Origin of the sequence: Kordiimonas pumila (genome assembly GCF_015240255.1) — a bacterium.
Classification (GTDB): Bacteria; Pseudomonadota; Alphaproteobacteria; order Sphingomonadales; family Kordiimonadaceae; genus Kordiimonas; species Kordiimonas pumila.
This window is the reverse complement of sequence record NZ_CP061205.1, coordinates 243068-260839: the sequence shown is the minus strand read 5'-3', so window position 1 is coordinate 260839 and position 17772 is coordinate 243068. Positions and strand designations below refer to the sequence as shown.

The 17772-nt window shown below is 49.1% G+C and carries 13 protein-coding genes, 1 tRNA gene and 2 pseudogenes; 10 read left to right on the top strand and 6 right to left on the bottom strand.

The window, feature by feature from the left end:
- The first annotated feature begins 108 nt into the window (after positions 1 to 108).
- Both ICL80_RS01015 and nadB read left to right on the top strand, forming a co-directional pair.
- Positions 109 to 1047: an ABC transporter ATP-binding protein gene (locus ICL80_RS01015; protein WP_228073717.1), complete on the top strand. Its 939-nt coding sequence runs from the start codon at positions 109 to 111 to the stop codon at positions 1045 to 1047.
- A complete protein-coding gene (nadB, locus tag ICL80_RS01010; protein ID WP_194214287.1) occupies positions 1044 to 2672 on the top strand; it encodes an L-aspartate oxidase in 1629 nt (542 codons plus the stop codon). Before ICL80_RS01015 ends, nadB begins: the two co-directional genes overlap by 4 nt.
- An 81-nt stretch (positions 2673 to 2753) precedes the next feature.
- On the opposite strand, the gene ICL80_RS01005 is transcribed toward nadB, so the two are convergent.
- The 3 genes from ICL80_RS01005 to ICL80_RS00995 form a co-directional block, all read right to left on the bottom strand.
- Positions 2754 to 3119 (bottom strand): energy transducer TonB, encoded by a 366-nt coding sequence (locus ICL80_RS01005; RefSeq protein WP_194214286.1) that lies wholly within the window; start codon positions 3117 to 3119, stop codon positions 2754 to 2756.
- 340 nt (positions 3120 to 3459) lie between these two features.
- Positions 3460 to 4524 (bottom strand): efflux RND transporter periplasmic adaptor subunit, encoded by a 1065-nt coding sequence (locus tag ICL80_RS01000; RefSeq protein ID WP_194214285.1) that lies wholly within the window; start codon positions 4522 to 4524, stop codon positions 3460 to 3462.
- 19 nt (positions 4525 to 4543) lie between these two features.
- Positions 4544 to 7672, bottom strand: coding sequence for an efflux RND transporter permease subunit (locus tag ICL80_RS00995; protein ID WP_194214284.1), 3129 nt, complete (start codon positions 7670 to 7672; stop codon positions 4544 to 4546).
- 438 nt (positions 7673 to 8110) lie between these two features.
- Here ICL80_RS00995 and ICL80_RS00990 point away from each other — a divergent pair.
- Positions 8111 to 8187, top strand: a tRNA-Arg gene (locus ICL80_RS00990).
- Positions 8188 to 8313: 126 nt separating this feature from the next.
- On the opposite strand, the gene ICL80_RS18255 is transcribed toward ICL80_RS00990, so the two are convergent.
- Positions 8314 to 8517, bottom strand: a complete 204-nt coding sequence (locus ICL80_RS18255; RefSeq protein WP_194214283.1) for a helix-turn-helix domain-containing protein — start codon at positions 8515 to 8517, stop codon at positions 8314 to 8316.
- A gap of 168 nt (positions 8518 to 8685) precedes the next feature.
- On the opposite strand from ICL80_RS18255, the gene ICL80_RS00980 reads away from it, so the two are divergent.
- Complete coding sequence (locus ICL80_RS00980) at positions 8686 to 9897, top strand: tyrosine-type recombinase/integrase (RefSeq protein ID WP_194214282.1); 1212 nt, start codon at positions 8686 to 8688, stop codon at positions 9895 to 9897.
- Positions 9890 to 10501, top strand: a complete 612-nt coding sequence (locus ICL80_RS00975; protein ID WP_194214281.1) for a hypothetical protein — start codon at positions 9890 to 9892, stop codon at positions 10499 to 10501. The genes ICL80_RS00980 and ICL80_RS00975 overlap by 8 nt, the downstream gene beginning before the upstream one ends.
- A 177-nt stretch (positions 10502 to 10678) precedes the next feature.
- Here the strand turns inward: ICL80_RS00975 and ICL80_RS00970 are convergent.
- Together ICL80_RS00970 and ICL80_RS00965 are read right to left on the bottom strand one after the other, a co-directional pair.
- Positions 10679 to 10957, bottom strand: a pseudogene (locus tag ICL80_RS00970) (transposase); the annotation flags it as partial.
- Positions 10958 to 11035: 78 nt separating this feature from the next.
- A pseudogene (locus tag ICL80_RS00965) lies at positions 11036 to 11491 on the bottom strand (helix-turn-helix domain-containing protein); the annotation flags it as partial.
- Between the two features lie 514 nt (positions 11492 to 12005).
- Between ICL80_RS00965 and ICL80_RS00960 the strand changes: the two are divergent.
- From ICL80_RS00960 to ICL80_RS00940, 5 genes are all read left to right on the top strand, one after another.
- Positions 12006 to 12230 carry a hypothetical protein gene (locus ICL80_RS00960; RefSeq protein ID WP_194214278.1) on the top strand — a complete coding sequence of 75 codons (225 nt, stop codon included), beginning with the start codon at positions 12006 to 12008 and terminating at the stop codon, positions 12228 to 12230.
- A gap of 462 nt (positions 12231 to 12692) precedes the next feature.
- Complete coding sequence (locus ICL80_RS00955; protein WP_194214277.1) at positions 12693 to 13187, top strand: Lrp/AsnC family transcriptional regulator; 495 nt, start codon at positions 12693 to 12695, stop codon at positions 13185 to 13187.
- A 207-nt stretch (positions 13188 to 13394) separates the two neighbouring features.
- Positions 13395 to 14351 carry an ornithine cyclodeaminase family protein gene (locus ICL80_RS00950; protein ID WP_194214276.1) on the top strand — a complete coding sequence of 319 codons (957 nt, stop codon included), beginning with the start codon at positions 13395 to 13397 and terminating at the stop codon, positions 14349 to 14351.
- A 12-nt stretch (positions 14352 to 14363) separates the two neighbouring features.
- The gene (locus ICL80_RS00945; protein ID WP_228073713.1) at positions 14364 to 16409 is read left to right on the top strand and encodes an amidohydrolase family protein; all 2046 of its coding nucleotides are present in this window, start codon (positions 14364 to 14366) and stop codon (positions 16407 to 16409) included.
- Positions 16406 to 17743: an APC family permease gene (locus ICL80_RS00940; RefSeq protein ID WP_194214275.1), complete on the top strand. Its 1338-nt coding sequence runs from the start codon at positions 16406 to 16408 to the stop codon at positions 17741 to 17743. The genes ICL80_RS00945 and ICL80_RS00940 overlap by 4 nt, the downstream gene beginning before the upstream one ends.
- Positions 17744 to 17772: the final 29 nt, after the last annotated feature.

The window sequence follows — 17772 nt, the reverse complement described above, 5'->3', positions numbered from 1 at the left end:
ACTATTGGGAAATAACTCTATAATACAAACGCTATACACCCTACAAGCCGCAGTGTTATGTGGTAGGTAATTAAAGTAAGCGGGTTCGTTAGTAAAAAGGACAGATGCGTGACTGCTATTGAGATAAAAGGCCTGACAAAAATCTATAAAGGCAAGGGCGGCGCCCCTGATAAACATGCCATTAAAGGGATTGATCTTGAAATTCCACGTGGGTCCATGTTTGGCCTCCTTGGACCGAATGGTGCTGGAAAATCAACGACCATCAATATTTTGGCGGGGCTGGTTAACAAAACATCAGGCAGTGCAAAAATCTGGGGCTTCGATGTTGATGAAAACCCGCGCAATGCAAGGGTAAATATCGGCGTTGTACCGCAGGAACTTTTGTTTGATGCCTTTTTCACGCCGCGTGAAATGCTTGAGGTTCAGGCCGGTATGTATGGTGTGCCAAAGGCTGAACGTAGAACAGAAGAGCTTCTAAAAGCGGTGCACCTGTTTGATAAAGCCGATGCATATTCGCGTTCCCTCTCGGGTGGCATGAAGCGGCGTTTGCTGCTGGCAAAGGCACTTGTGCATAATCCGCCAGTGCTGGTGCTGGATGAGCCTACGGCTGGTGTTGATATTGAACTAAGACAGCAACTTTGGGATTATGTGCGCGAATTGCATGCACGAGGTACAACGGTTGTGCTTACCACCCATTATCTTGAAGAAGCACAAGAGCTGTGCGACACCATAGCGATTATCAACCACGGTGAAGTGGTGTGCTGCGAACCAACAGCACAGCTCTTGAAACGGATCGATGAAAAAGAAGTGATTATTCAGTTTACTGAAACGCTTTCTGCTGTACCAGCGCCGCTCATGCATTTTAATGCTGTGCTAAAAGGTGAACACCAGATCGCGGTGCAAATTAACCAAAAAGATGCCAATGTTGGGGCAGTTTTGGCAGCGGTGCAGCAAACCGGGCTAACGATTAATGACATTTCCACCAATGAAACCGACCTTGAGGATATTTTCCTTCAGCTAACCAGCAATAAAGGCAAAGCTGCATGAAACGAATATATGATGTAGTGATTGTGGGCAGTGGCGCTGCCGGGTTAACCGCTGCACTCAAGCTTGCGCCGCATATGCGTGTGGCTGTCCTTTCAAAAGGGGAGATGTCAGGCGGGTCTACCCGCTGGGCACAGGGCGGTATTGCCGCTGTTCTAGAGGCAACAGACAGCATTCAGTCTCATATTGATGACACGTTGGTTGCAGGCGCTGGTTTATGCGGTGAGGAAGCTGTCCGGTTTGTGGTTGAGCGTGGCCGTGATGCTATTAGTAGCCTTATTAATCTTGGTGTTGAGTTTGATAAAGCTTCTGGCCTTACTCATGAGGATGGCTATGATTATCACCTGACACGTGAAGGCGGCCACAGCCACAGGCGGATTATCCATGCGGCAGATGCAACGGGGCAAGCAGTACAGAAAACACTGAATGAGCGCGTCCTTAACGAGCCGCATATTGATGTGTATGAAAACCATGTAGCGATTGATGTTATCACGAACCGGCATCTTGAGAAGCCCGGTACCTATAATGATCAGGCGCATGGTGTTTATGTGCTGAATATGGATAAAAACCGGGTAGAGACTTTTTCTGCACGGGCAACCATTTTGGCTACGGGCGGTGCAGCGCGGGTCTATCTTTACAGCAGTAACCCTGATGCGAGTACGGGTGACGGTATAGCGATGGCGTGGCGCGCTGGGTGCCGTGTAACCAATATGGAGTTTAACCAGTTTCACCCCACGTGTCTTTATCACCCAGACGCAAAAACTTTCCTGATTACCGAGGCCATGCGCGGCGAGGGTGCTGTGCTGCGCGGGAAAGATGGTAACAGGTTTATGCTCGATTATGATGAGCGGGCTGAACTTGCCCCGCGCGATATTGTTGCCCGTGCGATCGATAGTGAAATGAAGCGCACTGGTGCTGAAAATATGTGGCTGGATATAACCCACAAGGATGCGGATTTTGTTATTTCGCACTTTCCAAATATATACAGGCACTGTTTGTCGCTCGGCATTGATATTACCAAAGATCAAATTCCGGTTGTGCCTGCTGCACACTATACCTGCGGTGGTGTGCACATTGGTTTGAATGCAAGAACTGATCTAGACAGGCTTTATGCCATTGGGGAATGTGCACACACTGGCCTGCACGGTGCGAACCGCATGGCGTCTAACAGCTTGCTTGAATGCCTGGTTATGGGAAATGCGGCAGCTGATGATATTATTAATCGCGATGATATGCCGTCCCCTGCAACCGTGCGTCACTGGGACGAAAGCATGGTAACCGATTCTGATGAAGAAGTGGTCGTGAGCCACAACTGGAAAGAGCTTCGGCGGTTTATGTGGGATTATGTGGGTATTGTGCGCACTGATAAAAGGTTGGCGCGGGCAAAGCGACGGGTTGATTTGCTTGCCAATGAAATTCATGAATATTACGGCAACTTCAGGGTGACGGCTGATCTACTTGAACTTCGTAACCTTGTAACTGTAGCAGACTTGATCGTGCGGTCTGCCCAGATGCGCAAAGAATCGCGCGGGCTCCATTATACAGCGGACTACCCTGACCTGCTGGATAAGCCGGTGGAAACGACGCTTATTCCATTCGGCCGGGCTATTTCAGACCAGATAGCTTAGCTTTTTAGAAATAGTTTGGTCCAAATAAAAAGGCCCTTACAGATGTAAGGGCCTTAAGGAATTCGTATGGGTCGAAAAGTCTTAGTTCAGTGACCAGTTTAGTGGCAGAACAAAAGACAGTTCAGTTTGCCCGTCTGGCAGAGATGGCAGAGGGTTCAGGCGCTCAACCAGTTTTGGGATTTCGCGATCAAGAATGTCTTCGCCAGTTTGTTCTACAACTTCATGGCTTGTGATCGAGCCGTTTGCAGCAACAGTAAGGCGGACCTTCGCTTTACCTTCAATTTCACGAGCGAGAGCAGAACGCGGGTAAGTTTGGTTTTCAACAACCTTTTTAACTACAGCCTGTTTCCAGCCATTCATGTCCATTGCATTTGCCGGTGCAGAAATAAGACCGAAAGCAACCAAGGTAGATACAGCAAGTATTAATGTGTTAATTTTCTTCAACATAATTTTCAATCCATCATTTTGATGAGGCAATAATAATAATCTGCCCGGCCTGACTAAAAACACAAGCTCCCTTGGCTGGGCTGTCGCGCACTATATATTCCAACTCATGTTAACCATTGGTAATCAATTATATAAAATTTTATATAATCTGGGTTTATTAAATTAAGCTACTGATTCTAATCAAGAAAAAATTATAATAATTTTTATATATCAGCAGAAAAGCCTTCGGAAAAAGGCTATTCCAAATGAAATCTTAACTGATGTAGCGAAGCACCACTTAGAATCATACATGCGCTAGCTTTTAATGCGATCAAGAAAATTTTTCGTGCAAAAATCACTGTTAATTTATGGCTACAGACTGCCCGGGCATAAGCCGTTCGCCGCCGCGGATAATGATTTTATCCCCTGCTACAATCCCGGATTCTAAAGATACCCAGTTGCCAACAACCGCCTGAATGGTTGCATTTACGCGGGTGGCTGTCATGGCATCGGACACTTTATATATGTAGCGCTGGCCATCTTTCAGAATAACGGCATCACGGGGGATTGCCACTGCTTCAACTGGTGTATTTTTAGGCAGGCTCACTTTTACAGGAGCACCTATGACCCATGCTTCAGGCTCGGCGGTTAGGCGTACTTCAACCATACGAGATACCATATCGCTTACAGGGACCACTGTGCGTATTGGCAACATGCGAATGGTTTGCCCGTCATCAACGGCTACCATATCGCCCGTTTTCAAATAAGGTGTTACAGAAATAGGCACTGGCATGGTTACCTCCACCTCGCTGGTATCAACCAGCCGCACAAGTTCGCTGCCCACAGTTTGATATTCACCTTTATTGGCGATACGCGCTACAACATGACCAGGGAATGGGGCTTTGATTTGTGCACGCTCTAAATCACCCACTGCTTTGTCATACATGGCTGCGGCGTTAGCGATATCTTCTTTTAAAAGATCGCGGGAAGCGGTGGCCTCTTCGAGGCGTGCTTTGGAGGCATTATCCTGTGCGGCTAGCCTCTCATAACGATTTACATCTTGTTCGCGGTATACAAGTGTGGCCTTCAAGCCATTTAAGGTTGCTTTTGCTTGCCGCTCTGCGATTAAAAGCAGGCGATCATCAATTTTGGCAATCACCTCACCGCTTTTAACGGTTGTTCCAACGGGGGCGATCCACGCAAGAGGGCCTTCTACTTCGGTCGCTATCCGGCTGTCGTTTAGGCTGATAACGGTGCCTGTGGCAACCATTGTTGCCGCCATCATACGTTTTTCTGCCACTGCGACTTCGACCTGCGCAGGGGGCTGCTGCATAGCTTGCATGGCAGATAAGGGCATGTGCCAGATGGCCAGCAAAAAGCTGGTGGCAACAACAGAGGCGGCTTTGGTTTTGCGGTATGCTATCATGGTTGATACTCTTTCAGGCTTATTCAGCAGCATTTTGGGGTATATCACGGTGCATATTTGACGAGGGCGTTATGGCGCTGTTTGGTTTTGCAGGTTTACTGCTCCCGCATAGCTGCAACAGGCTTGGCAGCATAATTAGGGTGAATATGGTAGACACACTCATGCCGCCGACAATTGCAGCAGCCATACCACGGTATATCTCACTACCTGCGCCGGGAAAAATAAGCAGCGGCAACATACCAAACAGGCTTGTAAGTGTGCTCATGAAAATGGGGCGTAGTCGCAAGCGTAGTGATTGCCTGACTGCATCCTCAAGGTTCATGCCGCGGCTTTCGGCTTTGCGTGTTTGTGCCACCAGCAGGATGGCATTATTCACCACAAGGCCAAGCAAAATGATAAAGCCAATCATGCCTAAGAGATCCAGAGGCTGAAACTTGATCATATTAACAATAGTGATTGCAAGCACGCCCCCCACGGACGCCAGCGGGATTGAAATAACGACAAGAAGCGAGTCTTTCAATGACTTGAACAGGCCAGCCATAATGAGCACAAGTAAAAGAAATGCCATCAGGAAGTTCATGCCCAGTGTGCTAATTGCCCGCGCCAAATCCTCTGCGCTGCCGGCATAATGAATCAGGCTACCTTCTGGCAGCATGGCACGCAGGTCAGGCTCTATGGTTTCCTTAAGGGTGCTCACCAGCTCTTCCAGTGACATATCTGTCGGTGGGTTAACAGAAATGCTATAGCCACGCACACGGTTGATCCGTGCAATTATGTTAGGCGTTAGGGTTGTTGATATTGTGGCCAGTTCACCGAGAGGCACACGCCCGCCGTATGGCGTTTGCAGCGGAATGTCTGCCATTTGTTCTGGCGTTTCAAAACGCTCAGATTTCAGGTAAATATCAAGCCGTTTCTGGCCGTCAAAATATTCGCCAAGCCACGCCCCTTGGCCTAGCTCCATAACCACAGCAGCAAGGTCTTGCCGGGTCCAGCCTACTTCTGCCAAGCGTACATCATTTGGTTCAAACCTCAGTTCGCTTGCTTCTGTAAAGGGGTCAGGCTGCGGGTTAGCGCTTGAGCCTGGAATTTTGCTCATGATTAAGCCCATCGCAGCTTTTGCTGCCTGTTTTACAGCGCTCAGGTCTGTCGATGTAATCTGCATTTCAACACTGTTGGTGTCGTCAAACCCGCCAAACAGACTGCGACGGAAAGTAAACCCAAACATATCTGGAATGCCGGAGATAATCTCTGTTTGCGTAATGCTTTGCAATTGGTCGAGGTCTGCTTCATTTGCACTATTGATAGCAAGCCAGCCGCCAACCGCACCGGGGAAGGAAAAGAAAAAATAGTCACTTATTTTTGGTTCTTTTTCACCCTTCAGATAAGGCTGCAGACGACTATCAATAACCTTGGCAATTTCTGTGTCAGCGGTTTCTATATTATTTCCGGGTGGGAAAAACAAAAAGCTGTCAATTGTGTCGCGTTTTACCGGCGGCAAATAGTTACTTTGCGGCCATAAAAGCCATGTAACAAAAAGCGAAACGGTAATTAGCCCCCCAACCCATGTAAGGCGCTTTACGGTTGTATTGGTGAGCAGCATAAGAAAATCAGCAAGTTTTTCCCATATAGTAATGCCTTGCGGTGCTGCAGGCAGGTTACGCATCCAATATAAAGCCGTGGTTGGCAAAATGGTAACGGCAACAACAAGAGAAACACAAACGCCTATGGCAATGGTGAGCGCCAGATCGGCAAACATCTGGCCTTCGGCATCTTTTAAAAACATAATGGGGATAAAGATGGCAACTGTTGTGGCGGTGGAAGCAAGAAGCGCCCCCCAAACCTGAGATGCACCATTATCGCTCGATTCCATAGGGTCGTCACCGCGTTCCCTGAGGCGGACAATATTTTCCAGCACAACAATAGCCGCATCGAGCACCATACCACTTGCAAAAGCAAGGCCGGCAAGGGAAATAACATTCAATGACCGGCCTGTAAGTGACAGGATAACAAAGGTGGCAAGTAGCGAAACGGGGATAGCAAGTGCGATAAGCATGGTGGCGCGCCATTGCCGCAGGAATAACCACAGCACACCGATCGCCAGCAGCATACCGATAACCATGTTGCTGCCAAGCAGGTTAATCGAGCGGTTAATATAAACGGCGGGATCAAATGAATATTGTGCTTTTAGGCCGCGTTGAGCAAAAGGCCCGGCATTCAGGGCTTCCATTTTGGCTTTCACGCCGTCTAGCGCCTCAAGAACGTTGGCATCGTTGGATTTGGCAATACTCATGCGAAAGCTGGGGTTGCCGTTTTGGTATATAAAGCCGTCGGCCCGGCCCGGCCCCACCTCTACACGGGCAACATCACCCAGTTTAATCGGGGTGCCGTCTCGCCATTCAAGGATTAGCCCTTCCAGTTCATCAGCATCATACCGGCCTTCAAGGCGAACGGTGTATTGGCGGCGCCCCACATCAACAAAGCCGCTTGATATATCAGCCGAGTTACCAACCCGCGCTGGAACTTTGGCAATATCTATACCCAGTTCTGCAGCTCGGTATGGGTCAAAAATTATCTGTAGCTGGTCACCGCCATTCCCATTTTTACTGTCAAACTCAATGCGGGCTACGCCGTAAAGCGACTGCAGTTCAGGCAAGATAATATCTTCAAGATAGCGCTGGTTTTCACCGTAACTCTCTTCATGCCCCGGGAGCAGTTGAATATAATAATCAATCAGTGTATCGTTTGCATCGCCCCATTCACCCATAACAATTTGCGGTTTATCAGCGCTTGAGGGCAATGGCCGCAGGCGGTTAAGCCTACTGATCACCTCAATAAGCGCGGTTGTCATGTTGGTTTCAATAGAAAACTCAAGCGGCATGTAGCTGACATTCGCCATATTGAAAGACATCATGTCTGTCATGCCGGGGGTGCCTTGCAGCACTTCCTCCACCCGTACGGTGATTTCTGATTCCATTTCTGCGGGTGATGCACCGGGCCATGAGTTTATAATTGTGATGACCGGCTTTTGAATGGGCGGTAAAAGCTGGGCTGGCATGTTGATCATGGAAATGATGCCAAGCAACAGGACAAGAGCCGTTATAATGATAACGGCGGCAGGATTATTGAGGCTTTGTCGTGTCAGGCGCATGGGTGTCTCTTTTAAACCAGCTATTAGTAAGTGTTCGGTACAATGGGGGTTGTAGCAGGAATGTTGAAGAAAAATATAATTGTTAACAAATTAAATGAACCACAACTCCACAGAATAGTAGCGTGATGTCTTTTTACGGAAACAGCCCGTTTTTTCAAACCCTTTATTGAGGCTCTACACTAAATATACGATGGGAAGTGTTTTACATAGCCTTGTGGAGGGGGTAAAATACATAGGTCTCGCTTCAGGTATGAGTGTTGTTTATAATACGAAGGTTCTGTAAGCATAGCTTTTACATGTGGAAGCTATCGGCATTGAACAATAATGATTAATCTTGCGCACTTACTTTATCGTTGCGCGGGAAATGGTTTGTGGGTATGGTCGCGCCCGCTAAAGAAAGTGAACCAGTCTTTATATCACTTTCACATATTTTGGTACGCACCCGTAGCTCAGCTGGATAGAGCGCTGCCCTCCGAAGGCAGAGGCCACAGGTTCGAATCCTGTCGGGTGCACCATTTTTGTCCATTAAAATCAATGAGTAGCTGGCGAACTGCGCCGCATTTGTGCTCTAAATTGTGAGTGTGTGTCCAAAACGTGCCCACTTTGTGCCCATAAGGCTCCAAGGAAATCAAGTAAAAGCCTTAGTCATCAATGACTTCTAGTAGATCTGATAAGGTGCACTCAAGGTATCGGCATAGTGTTTCGATGACCTCTAGCTCAATTCGTTCAGCGGTTTCATGATAGAGACGCGTGATAGTGCCTCTATTAATCCCTGTATCACGAGCTACATCAGATATCTTTAATTTTCGTTCTCCCATTAAGCGGGACAGGTTAATTTTAATCATAATAGACTAAATTAATCTCTAGAAGATCATTTTGTACTTGATTTTGAACAAAATATGTCAATAATGACCTTCTGAAGATCACTTTGCTCCGTGCATGGTTACTTTTCCAGCGTAGAACATGCCATCAAGTGAAGATGATTGATACAAAAACTTGAAGGAGTTTTATTGATGGGAAGCATCACAGAAAGAAATGGCATATTGCAGTATAATTTTCGCTACCTGGGGCAGCGATTCCGTGAATCTGCTCATATGACTGCGACAGACAAGAATCGTAGTCTGTGTGCAAAAAGAGTTCAGAAAATTGAAAAGGATATTTTAGCTGGTTTATTTGATTATGAAACTTGCTTTCCAGGTGGCTCTCAAATGGCGCGTTTTAACAGCACGAATAATATCGCTTTTTCCCCTCAGTCTTTGCAAATGTGTTTTAGCGACTTTACCGAGATTTGGTTTATGGAGAAGCAGGTTGAGTGGCGTGTGAGTTACCGTGACACGGTGCGGATCAGTCTTGATAAATATATTTTGCCCCATTTCGGGGGTAAGGCTCTGACAGACGTTGCTAAGCCGGATATTCTCGAATTTCGCCTGTATCTTAGTAAGCAGCCTGGCAAAGGGGGTAATGTGACTATGTCACCGTCTCGTATCAATCATATTATGACGCCGCTCAGGATGATTTTAAATGAGGCGGCTGACCGCTATGGCTTTATGAGCCCATGGCAACATATCAAATCCTTGAAGGAAGGGCGCACTCAGGTTCAACCGTTTTCCCTTGGTGAAGTGAAAAAGCTTATTCGGTCTGTGAGGGCAGATTATAAACCCTACCTGACTACTCGATTTTTCACGGGCATGCGCACCAGCGAGATTGATGGCCTTAAATGGAAATATGTGGATTTTGATCGCCGCCAGATACTGGTGCGGGAAGCCTGGGTTCAGGGGCGGCAGGTGCCTACTAAAACAGACGGTTCCGTGCGGGATATTGAAATGGCTTCTCTGGTCTATGAGGCTTTAAAGGCCCAGAAAACACGAACCGGTGGTCGGGGTGATTATGTTTTCTGTTCGCCAAGTTCTAACAAGCCTATTGCCAACCGTAATTTTGTAAGAAGAATTTGGTACCCTCTTCTAGAGCGCCAAAAGCTAGAACCAAGACGCCCTTACCAAACCCGCCATACTGCCGCCACCTTATGGTTGGCGTCAGGGGAAAGCCCCGAGTGGATCGCCCGGCAAATGGGTCATACAACAACCGAGATGTTGTTCAGGGTATACTCACGCTATGTGCCGAACCTGACACGTCAGGATGGGTCTGCTTTTGAGCGTCTGTTGTCTTCCCGGTTTAAAACGCCACTTCAGGCAGATAGTCAGATAACAGAAGGCTGTTATGTATAAACCTATGCGGATACGCAGTGACGCCAACCCACCAACCAATATGCCGCTGCCTGATATGGGAAGTGTGCCAAAAACAAACATTGAGATAAGGTTGAGTGCGGAAAAGAAAGATGCCGATTACGCAGTGATGTTTGTTGCTGGGACGCAAGGCAGAATAGTGGAATCAAGTGAGGAACTAACAGACAATATTGGTGGGTACGAGCTATTCTTGAAGGCATTGATTTCTGATGCACATGAAGCGTATTTGGAGGTGGATCGCCTAGGAGTCTATGACTGTATATGGGTGAGAAAACTGAACACTACAGAGGTATTGCTTCAGATATATGAGTTGGGTTACGGCGAATCTGGCAGAGAAGACGATGAGTTCCCGTCTCTTATGTATGTGGAGGCTGTTGTGGGTTATAGGAAGTTGGTATGGGAACTTTATACATCCTTCATTACCTTACCGAAGGTTGCTAAGTCTTTTGTGCAAAATATCCTGCCATCCCCGATCTGTTTCCCAGAGGTGGAGAAATGGTTGGGCATGGAACATGAGGCCGACTGGCACCGGTATCCGGATGATATATACGGCGATGAGCCGATGGGCACACCTTGGGCACGCTGACTGGAGGCTAGGTGTCTTGCAAAGCGCAGTCAGGGAGAATTGGATATATTGGTAGTGTATCGGGTATAATCGGGTAGACCTTTAAGGCTCGAATGACCTGCCCCCATTAGGTAGTCCAATCGTTAAGTTAGATTTTGACTCCATTTGCCGTCCTGCTGTGGCGGCTGGAGCGTAGCGTAAAGGCCCCTCTGCGGCTTCTTTGAGAATGAGCTTGTCCAGCGTTAGTTCCGCGACAGCCTTCTTAAGCCGGACATTTTCTTTCTCCAGATCTTTAAGGCGGCGGGCCTGATCCATCTTCATACCACCATATTCACTACGCCAGCGATAGTAGGTTTGTTCTGCAACACCAAGCTGGCGTGCTGCTTCGCCTATGGTCTTGCCCTGACTGATCAGAACCTCGGCTTCACGCAGCTTGTTGATGATCTGTTCCGCTGTATAGCGTCGTTGTTTACCCATTCGATTTCTCCTTATTCGTGGGTGGAATAAGTCAAAATCCAAACTCAAACAATGGACCACTTTAACGGGGCTGGGTCACCCTTTGAATACCAGAAACTTAACATCCATCTGAATGTGGTGGCCCGACACCCGTTTCTGATATCGTTTGGTATGGACCTTCCTGTGCCCCACATTGTTCGGTAATCGATTGACACCGTGTCGCTTTAGCACACGAGATATGGTTGCATCCGAGACTTTTAGCTGATGATAGCGCGCCATATACCACATGATCCTCATGGGGCCGAGATGATACTTTTTGTGGAGATAAAGGATTTTCTCAACGATTTCATCGGGTGTCTTGTTGGGGTGAGAGTTCGGAAGTGGCTTCCGGTTGATCAGCGCCTTTTCCCCTTGTTCCAGATACCGCTTTCTCCAGCGATAATATGTTGATTTTGGTATCCCAAAATAGCGATATGCCTTTGCGGCGATACCTAAATCTTGAGCCCGTTCTATGACACGGAGCTTGCGGCGTATTTCTTTTTCCTCTGCATTCATGATCCATCCTCCATGCAAATCAATTTACACGAAGTGTCCCACGAGCTCCTACATTCCTACAGTCTCGGTATTATAAGGCCTCTGGGCCGGCTATGTCGATGTGTATGAATGCGGCATCATGGATACAAATTGACCTTGGTGAAAGACGCGCCATAGATGTACTGGCCCTCCACCTGTCACAAGATAAGGGGGTACTGAAGAACAGTAACTTAGCTAAGGTTTGTATTGAGTGTTGCGATAAGCCAGATTTTTATAATGCAAAAACACTTACAGATAGGCAGATCTCAGATTACATGGATAAGGAGAAGTTTGTCGCAAAGTTTTCAGAAGTGCAGGGAAGATACTTACGACTAGCAATTTCGCATCCTGAGGGCCAATCTTTCCTGCATACTCCAATATTGACCGGGGTTGCTGTTGTCATGAACGGTTTATCTTCTCCGCTCAGCATGTCAAGAAACGTCATACGGTAGACGTCGCAAGTTTTGATGCTGATAAACAAGGAGTCCTGGGGTATTTGGACGAGGGAGTTCCTGCTTTGAATGGTAATGCCCGCCCGGGAATACATATAGCGCTCAATAAGGACAAGCTTCCCCATGTTCCCATTGTCCCTATTCATGCCGGAGCTGGCGGAGACCTGATCTGGATTGAGTTTCTCAGGGGCGCGCGCGGGATTATTGTTTCTGCATTGGGGCGGGTAATGTCGGCATTGAAATGTATCGCGCGATCAGGCATGTCATAGATAATGATGTAATCGTTATCGTATGCAGTAGGGTCAGCCAGGGCCCGACGGTGCTTCTTTATAGTTATGAAGGGGTGGCAGGAGGCTAATGGAATTGGGAATGGTTTTTGCCGGGGAATTGCCGCCGTACAAGGCTAGAATTCTTCTGATCCTCGCACTGCAAGCGGAGATACATCTGGATGAGGTTGCCGGGATTTTTGAGGGGTTACATACGATACTCTGAAGTATGCGCAAACGTCAGCTACTGAAGCAAAATTGAAATAAGTATTGCGCTGCCGTAGCCCAGCCCCTGTGAACAGACTCCGGACCGGAATTAAGGCCCGGTTCAGGCCGGGGGGACTGACATACAGAACAGCTCGAGACAGGTGCAGGGCTTATGACGTTCTGCAGTAAATAGGCCGCTATTATTCAGGATGAAACTATTATGTTGAAAATGATAAAACTCTGCATATAGTATTCCTTATGAAGGAAGAGTTTTCAAAATTTGACCTAAAGATACTCGGCGAGATGCAAAAAGATTGCTCTCTCTCGAGTATTGAGCTTTCGGAAAAAGTGGGTCTCTCGCAGTCCCCTTGTTGGCGGCGGCTGCAACGGCTCAAGGAAGAGGGGTACATCAAGAAGCAGGTCGCTCTTCTTGATAAAAGCAAGTTTTCTTCCACTGTTATTATTTATGCCTATCTGAAAATGACTTCACTCACAGATGAAGAGCGCTCCTTTTTTCTTCTGCGGATTGAGGCTATCTCTGAAATTCTGGAGTGTCACACCGTCTTTGGTGAGATGGATATTATGGTCAAAGTCATGGCTTATTCCATGGACTGGTATCAGAATTTCATCTTCTCAACGCTTTTGAAATTACCGGGCGTGAAAGACGTGCAGTCCACCGTGACTCTTGCTGAACTTAAAAATACGACGGAAATACCCCTGAAAGGGTTACAGCCAGTCCCGCTGCATAAATAATCGCTAAATTCGACCAATCGGGAATGATTATGTTCTCGTGGGGCAAACGGTCACATAGATCACATAGTATATTTTCCTGATTCCTTTATTTTTGGGGTGTGGTAACCGCCTGCAAACTGACTGTAAAGGACCTCATATGCCGTTCCAAAGATCTGGAAGCAATGTCATTGCTGTGTACGATGAAGCGAGATACATGGGAGAGAATGAATGAGCAACTTTGCAGTTTATTACCTCGATGATGTTGAAAAATGGCTGGATTACCCCGGCTGTATCGGGGCGATGCGTTTGGCTATGGCCGAGTTCACAGGAGGTGGGCGTGAACAGCCCCTTCGCGAAGTGCAGCAGGTCAGGACCGAACTTGAAATGTTTGCCCAGATGCCGGGCATTGCGGGGGAGAAAATCGGCTTCGGCGCCAAGGTGATCAGTGTCTATTACCTGACGGACAATCTCAGGCGCTCAGCGCATCGTGGTGTTGTGGTGCTCTTTGATACCAATAGCGGTGAGGTTCTTGCTGTGGCAGATGCCCATGAGGTTACCAAAGTCCGGACGGCTTGCGCGTCTGCAATGGCGACAGATATGCTGGCGCGGAAAGACAGTGAGGTCCTGTCAATTTTCGGCACCGGTACTCAGGCGGAATCGCATATTAAAGCCCTTCTGGAGGTGCGCCCTTTCAGAAAAGTCATCATTTGGGGCCGGCCTCCTGGGGCTGGTGCAACCTTTGCGGAGCGGATGAGTGCCGAAGGCGTGCGCGTAGACTATGTAGCAAGCGCTGAAGAAGCTGCCGGCCAGTCCGATGTTATCTGTACAGTTACGGGTTCCAGAACCCCGGTTGTTGTCAGGGATTGGGTAAAGCCCGGCACCCACATCAATGCTGTCGGCTCCAGTGTTAAAGGTCCTGTTGAGGTGGATAATGCCCTGATGCGGGACAGTGTGTATGTCGCGGATAGTTGTCGCTCTGTGCGGGCCGCTGGGGCTGAGTTTATTGCGGCAATTGAGGCAGGTGTCATTGACGATTCTCACATGGTGGGCGAGATCGGTGATGTTCTTCTCGGCCGTATTCCGGGCCGCGAAAATGATGAGCAAATCACTTTCTATAAATCGCTTGGGCATGTGTTTCAGGATCTTGCATCGGTTGCTTACATCTACAAACGCGCGACAGCATAAAGAGGTAGTATAGTGTCTTTGAAAAAAAAACTCCTTCTTCCGGTTTTTCTTTGGGCTTTCGGTTTTGGTGCGCTGCAAGCTGCTACACCTGAAACGCTGGTGATTATCAGCAACGGCGAAAAAATAGGGATTCTCACGGGGGTGACAGATGGCCAGAGAGTTGAGGTCGACTATTATGTGGATGACAACGGCCGTGGTCCCAAACATCATGAAAGCATCTTGCTGGGTGAAGGAGATATTCCGGTAAGCTGGTCCGTTGCGGGAACGTCCCTCATGGGCGCGAATGTATCGGAAAGCTACAACTGGCAGGGTGGTGTGGCCACATGGTCCAGCCAGGCTGACGAAGGTCGGTTAAAGCTGGAGGCCCCAAAACTGTATGTGGTGAATGATGGCAGTTCGTGGGCGCTGGGTGTCTATGCGCGCGCGCTGTTGAAGACCAAAGAGCGCCGGCTGGCGGTACTCCCGGGCGGTGAACTTAGCCTCACCAGGATCCGAGATATGGAACTGGGTGAAGGTAAAGCCGAAACCAGGGTCACCGTATACCGGCTGGCAGGCATTGACCTGACAGCTGCTTATATCATGCTCGATGAAAAGGAGCGGCTCTTTGCTAGCTTCTCGCCTGATTCCGTGCTTATCCGTGAAGGCTATGAAGCCGAGGCAGACAAGCTTCTCTTGCTTGGCAGTGAGCTGAGCGCGGAGCTGGCCGAAGAGCGCCAAAAAGCGCTCGCCTATAATTTCGATGTCCCTGTCCGTATTCGCAATGTGCATGTTTTTGACCCTGAAAGCGGCAAACTTGGTCCTTTGTCAACCGTAGTCGTTATGCGTCATCGCATTACTGCTGTAATCCCGGTTGGTGAAGATGCGCCCGGGCCAGAGGATCAGGTGATCATTGACGGCGAAGGTGGGACCCTTGTCCCGGGGCTGCACGACATGCATTCCCATACCAGCCGTTCCTCTGGCTTATACTATCTGGCGGCGGGGGTAACCTCTGTCCGTGATCAAGGTAATAACAACGCATTCCTGCTTGACCTGCTGCGGCGCCTTGAGGCGGGCGAAAGTGCCGGGCCGCGTATTACCTATAATGGTTTCCTTGAAGGTCGCAGTCCTTATTCGGCAAGTCATGGCATTATAGCAGAGACAATTGAAGAGGCCATTGAGGCCGTTAGTTGGTATGCGGATCGAGGTTACTGGCAAATTAAAATTTACAATTCCATGAACCCGGACTGGGTCGCGACAATTGCACGGGCGGCCAAAAAGCGGGGAATGGGTCTCACGGGGCATGTGCCTGCCTTCGGCACACCGGACCGGACGATTATTGATGGTTATGAAGACATCGCACATATCAACCAGCTGATGCTGGGGTGGCTTCTGGAGCCGGGAGAAGACACCCGCACGCCGCTCCGTCTGAGGGCGATGGCCCGCGGCGCCTACCTTGATCTGGATACGCCGAAGGTACATAAGACGATTGATTTGATGAAAGAGCGTAATATTGCTCTTGATACGACGGCGGTAATTCTGGAGCGCCTGATGCTGAGCCGTGCGGGCACAGTGGCGGATGGTGACAAACCGTATCTTGATCATATGCCGATTGGTTATCAGCGCTATCGCAAACGTACATTTGTACCGCTCAAGTCTGCGCAAGATGATGAAGAATATCAAAAAGGCTTCCAGAAAATACTCGAAACCATCAAGCTGTTGCATGACAATAACATTCGCCTCTTGCCCGGCACGGATGACGGCACCGGCTTTACTGTACTCCGCGAACTTGAGCTATACACAATGGCAGGTCTGTCGCCGGCTGAATCCCTGCGTTCAGCGACAATAGGCTGCGCGGAATATCTGGGCACGGATGCTGATCTAGGTACCATTGAACGCGGCAAACTGGCAGACTTTTTTCTTATACCCGGCGACCCGACCAAAGATATCAGTGAAATCCGGAAAGCCCGTATGGTAATGCGGGGCGGCACCATATATTTTCCAAGTGAAATTTATGATGCCCTCAGTATCACACCGTTTTCCACAAAACCGGCTATCACTGTGCCGGGGCTGGCTGAATGAGCGCGCCGGGAACAAGGGACCAATTAAGGACCGGTGTCGGCCTTCTGGGGGTTGTGACCTTCGGGGCAGGTACGGCGATTGGTGTGTCAATTTTTACGGTGCTCGCGCCGGCGGCCCAGGTCGCGGGGTCGGGGCTGTTGATTTCAGCCGTTCTTGCCGCGACGCCGATGGTGTTCTTTGCAGTTGCTTATGCCTTTCTGGCCTCGGCACTCCCAAAATCCGGCGCGTCTTATGAATGGCCCAGAACCTTTATTCATCCGCAGGTTGGTTTCCTAGTTTCCTGGCTTCGCATTCTCAGCAACATTGGTGCCCTCACGGTACTGACAACGGTGCTTTTGAGTTATCTCAATATGGCGATCAGCTTGCCGGTCAAGCCGACAATTTTTATTATTCTAGTGGCGGTGTTCGGCCTGAATTATGTCGGCGTGCATCTGGCTGCCAAAGTTCAGACTGTTTTGATGCTGACCCTCCTTGCGGTGCTTGGCTTTTTCGTAATCACGGGTTTGCCGGTTACGTCTCATGACCTGGTAGGGCCTCTCCTTGCCAAGGGGTGGCCTGCTATATTTGCGGCGGTTCCCCTGATGATCAGCCTATTTCTCGGCATTGAGGCTGCTGTTGAAATCGGCGAAGAAGTGCGGGATCCCAAGAAAACAATCCCGCGCGGTATCACGCTTGCCATCATTCTGACAGCAGCAGTTTATCTGCTGGTTGCGGGCACAGCCCTTGCGCTTCTCGGGCCAGAGAAGCTGGCTGCGAGTGCGGCACCGCTTCTTGAGGCCGCTGAGATACCACTTGGGAAATGGGCGACCTTCCTTATTCTGGGGGCCGCCTCGGTCTCCATCTTCAAGTCTCTGAATGTTCTTGCGCTGACTTTTTCACGGGCGCTGTTTGCCATGGGCAGAAGCGGTGCGCTTCCGAGATTTCTTGGCCGGATTCATCCTCGTTACGGTACGCCGCATGTGGCGGTTGTCGCCGGTTTTGTTAGTGCCGCGCCGGGATTGTTCATGCCGGACAGCCTTGTCTTCCTGCTGCTCGCTGTGAACATCCCGACAATGCTCAAATATATGGCCTGCTCTTTCTGTGCGGTGAAGGTCGTGCAGAACCATCCTGACATTACGGCGCAAGCAGGTTTAAAACTTGGCAAAAAGACTGTGACCTTTGTGGGCTATGGCGGTGTTTTGCTCGCGGCTGGCATTATTATTGCCGGCCTGGGCGCGGACTGGAGGCCCTATGCCCTGGTCCTCTGCTGGCTGCTGGCCGGAATTTTATATTGGATAATTTGGGGCGCCAAATCATCCGGACAGCTTTCAGATGAGACTGAAGACCTGGTGTAATAAGCGCCGTGACAGGTCTGTGAATTTTA

Bases quoted from the DNA above. Each gene is read 5' to 3' on its own strand.
- ICL80_RS00980 (WP_194214282.1), top strand. From the start codon at position 8,686: ATGGGAAGCATCACAGAAAGAAATGGCATATTGCAGTATAATTTTCGC.
- ICL80_RS00975 (WP_194214281.1), top strand. From the start codon at position 9,890: ATGTATAAACCTATGCGGATACGCAGTGACGCCAACCCACCAACCAAT.
- ICL80_RS00955 (WP_194214277.1), top strand. From the start codon at position 12,693: ATGAAGGAAGAGTTTTCAAAATTTGACCTAAAGATACTCGGCGAGATG.
- ICL80_RS18255 (WP_194214283.1), bottom strand. From the start codon at position 8,517: ATGATTAAAATTAACCTGTCCCGCTTAATGGGAGAACGAAAATTAAAG.
- ICL80_RS00940 (WP_194214275.1), top strand. From the start codon at position 16,406: ATGAGCGCGCCGGGAACAAGGGACCAATTAAGGACCGGTGTCGGCCTT.
- nadB (WP_194214287.1), top strand. From the start codon at position 1,044: ATGAAACGAATATATGATGTAGTGATTGTGGGCAGTGGCGCTGCCGGG.
- ICL80_RS01000 (WP_194214285.1), bottom strand. From the start codon at position 4,524: ATGATAGCATACCGCAAAACCAAAGCCGCCTCTGTTGTTGCCACCAGC.
- ICL80_RS01005 (WP_194214286.1), bottom strand. From the start codon at position 3,119: ATGTTGAAGAAAATTAACACATTAATACTTGCTGTATCTACCTTGGTT.
- ICL80_RS00950 (WP_194214276.1), top strand. From the start codon at position 13,395: ATGAGCAACTTTGCAGTTTATTACCTCGATGATGTTGAAAAATGGCTG.
- ICL80_RS00995 (WP_194214284.1), bottom strand. From the start codon at position 7,672: ATGCGCCTGACACGACAAAGCCTCAATAATCCTGCCGCCGTTATCATT.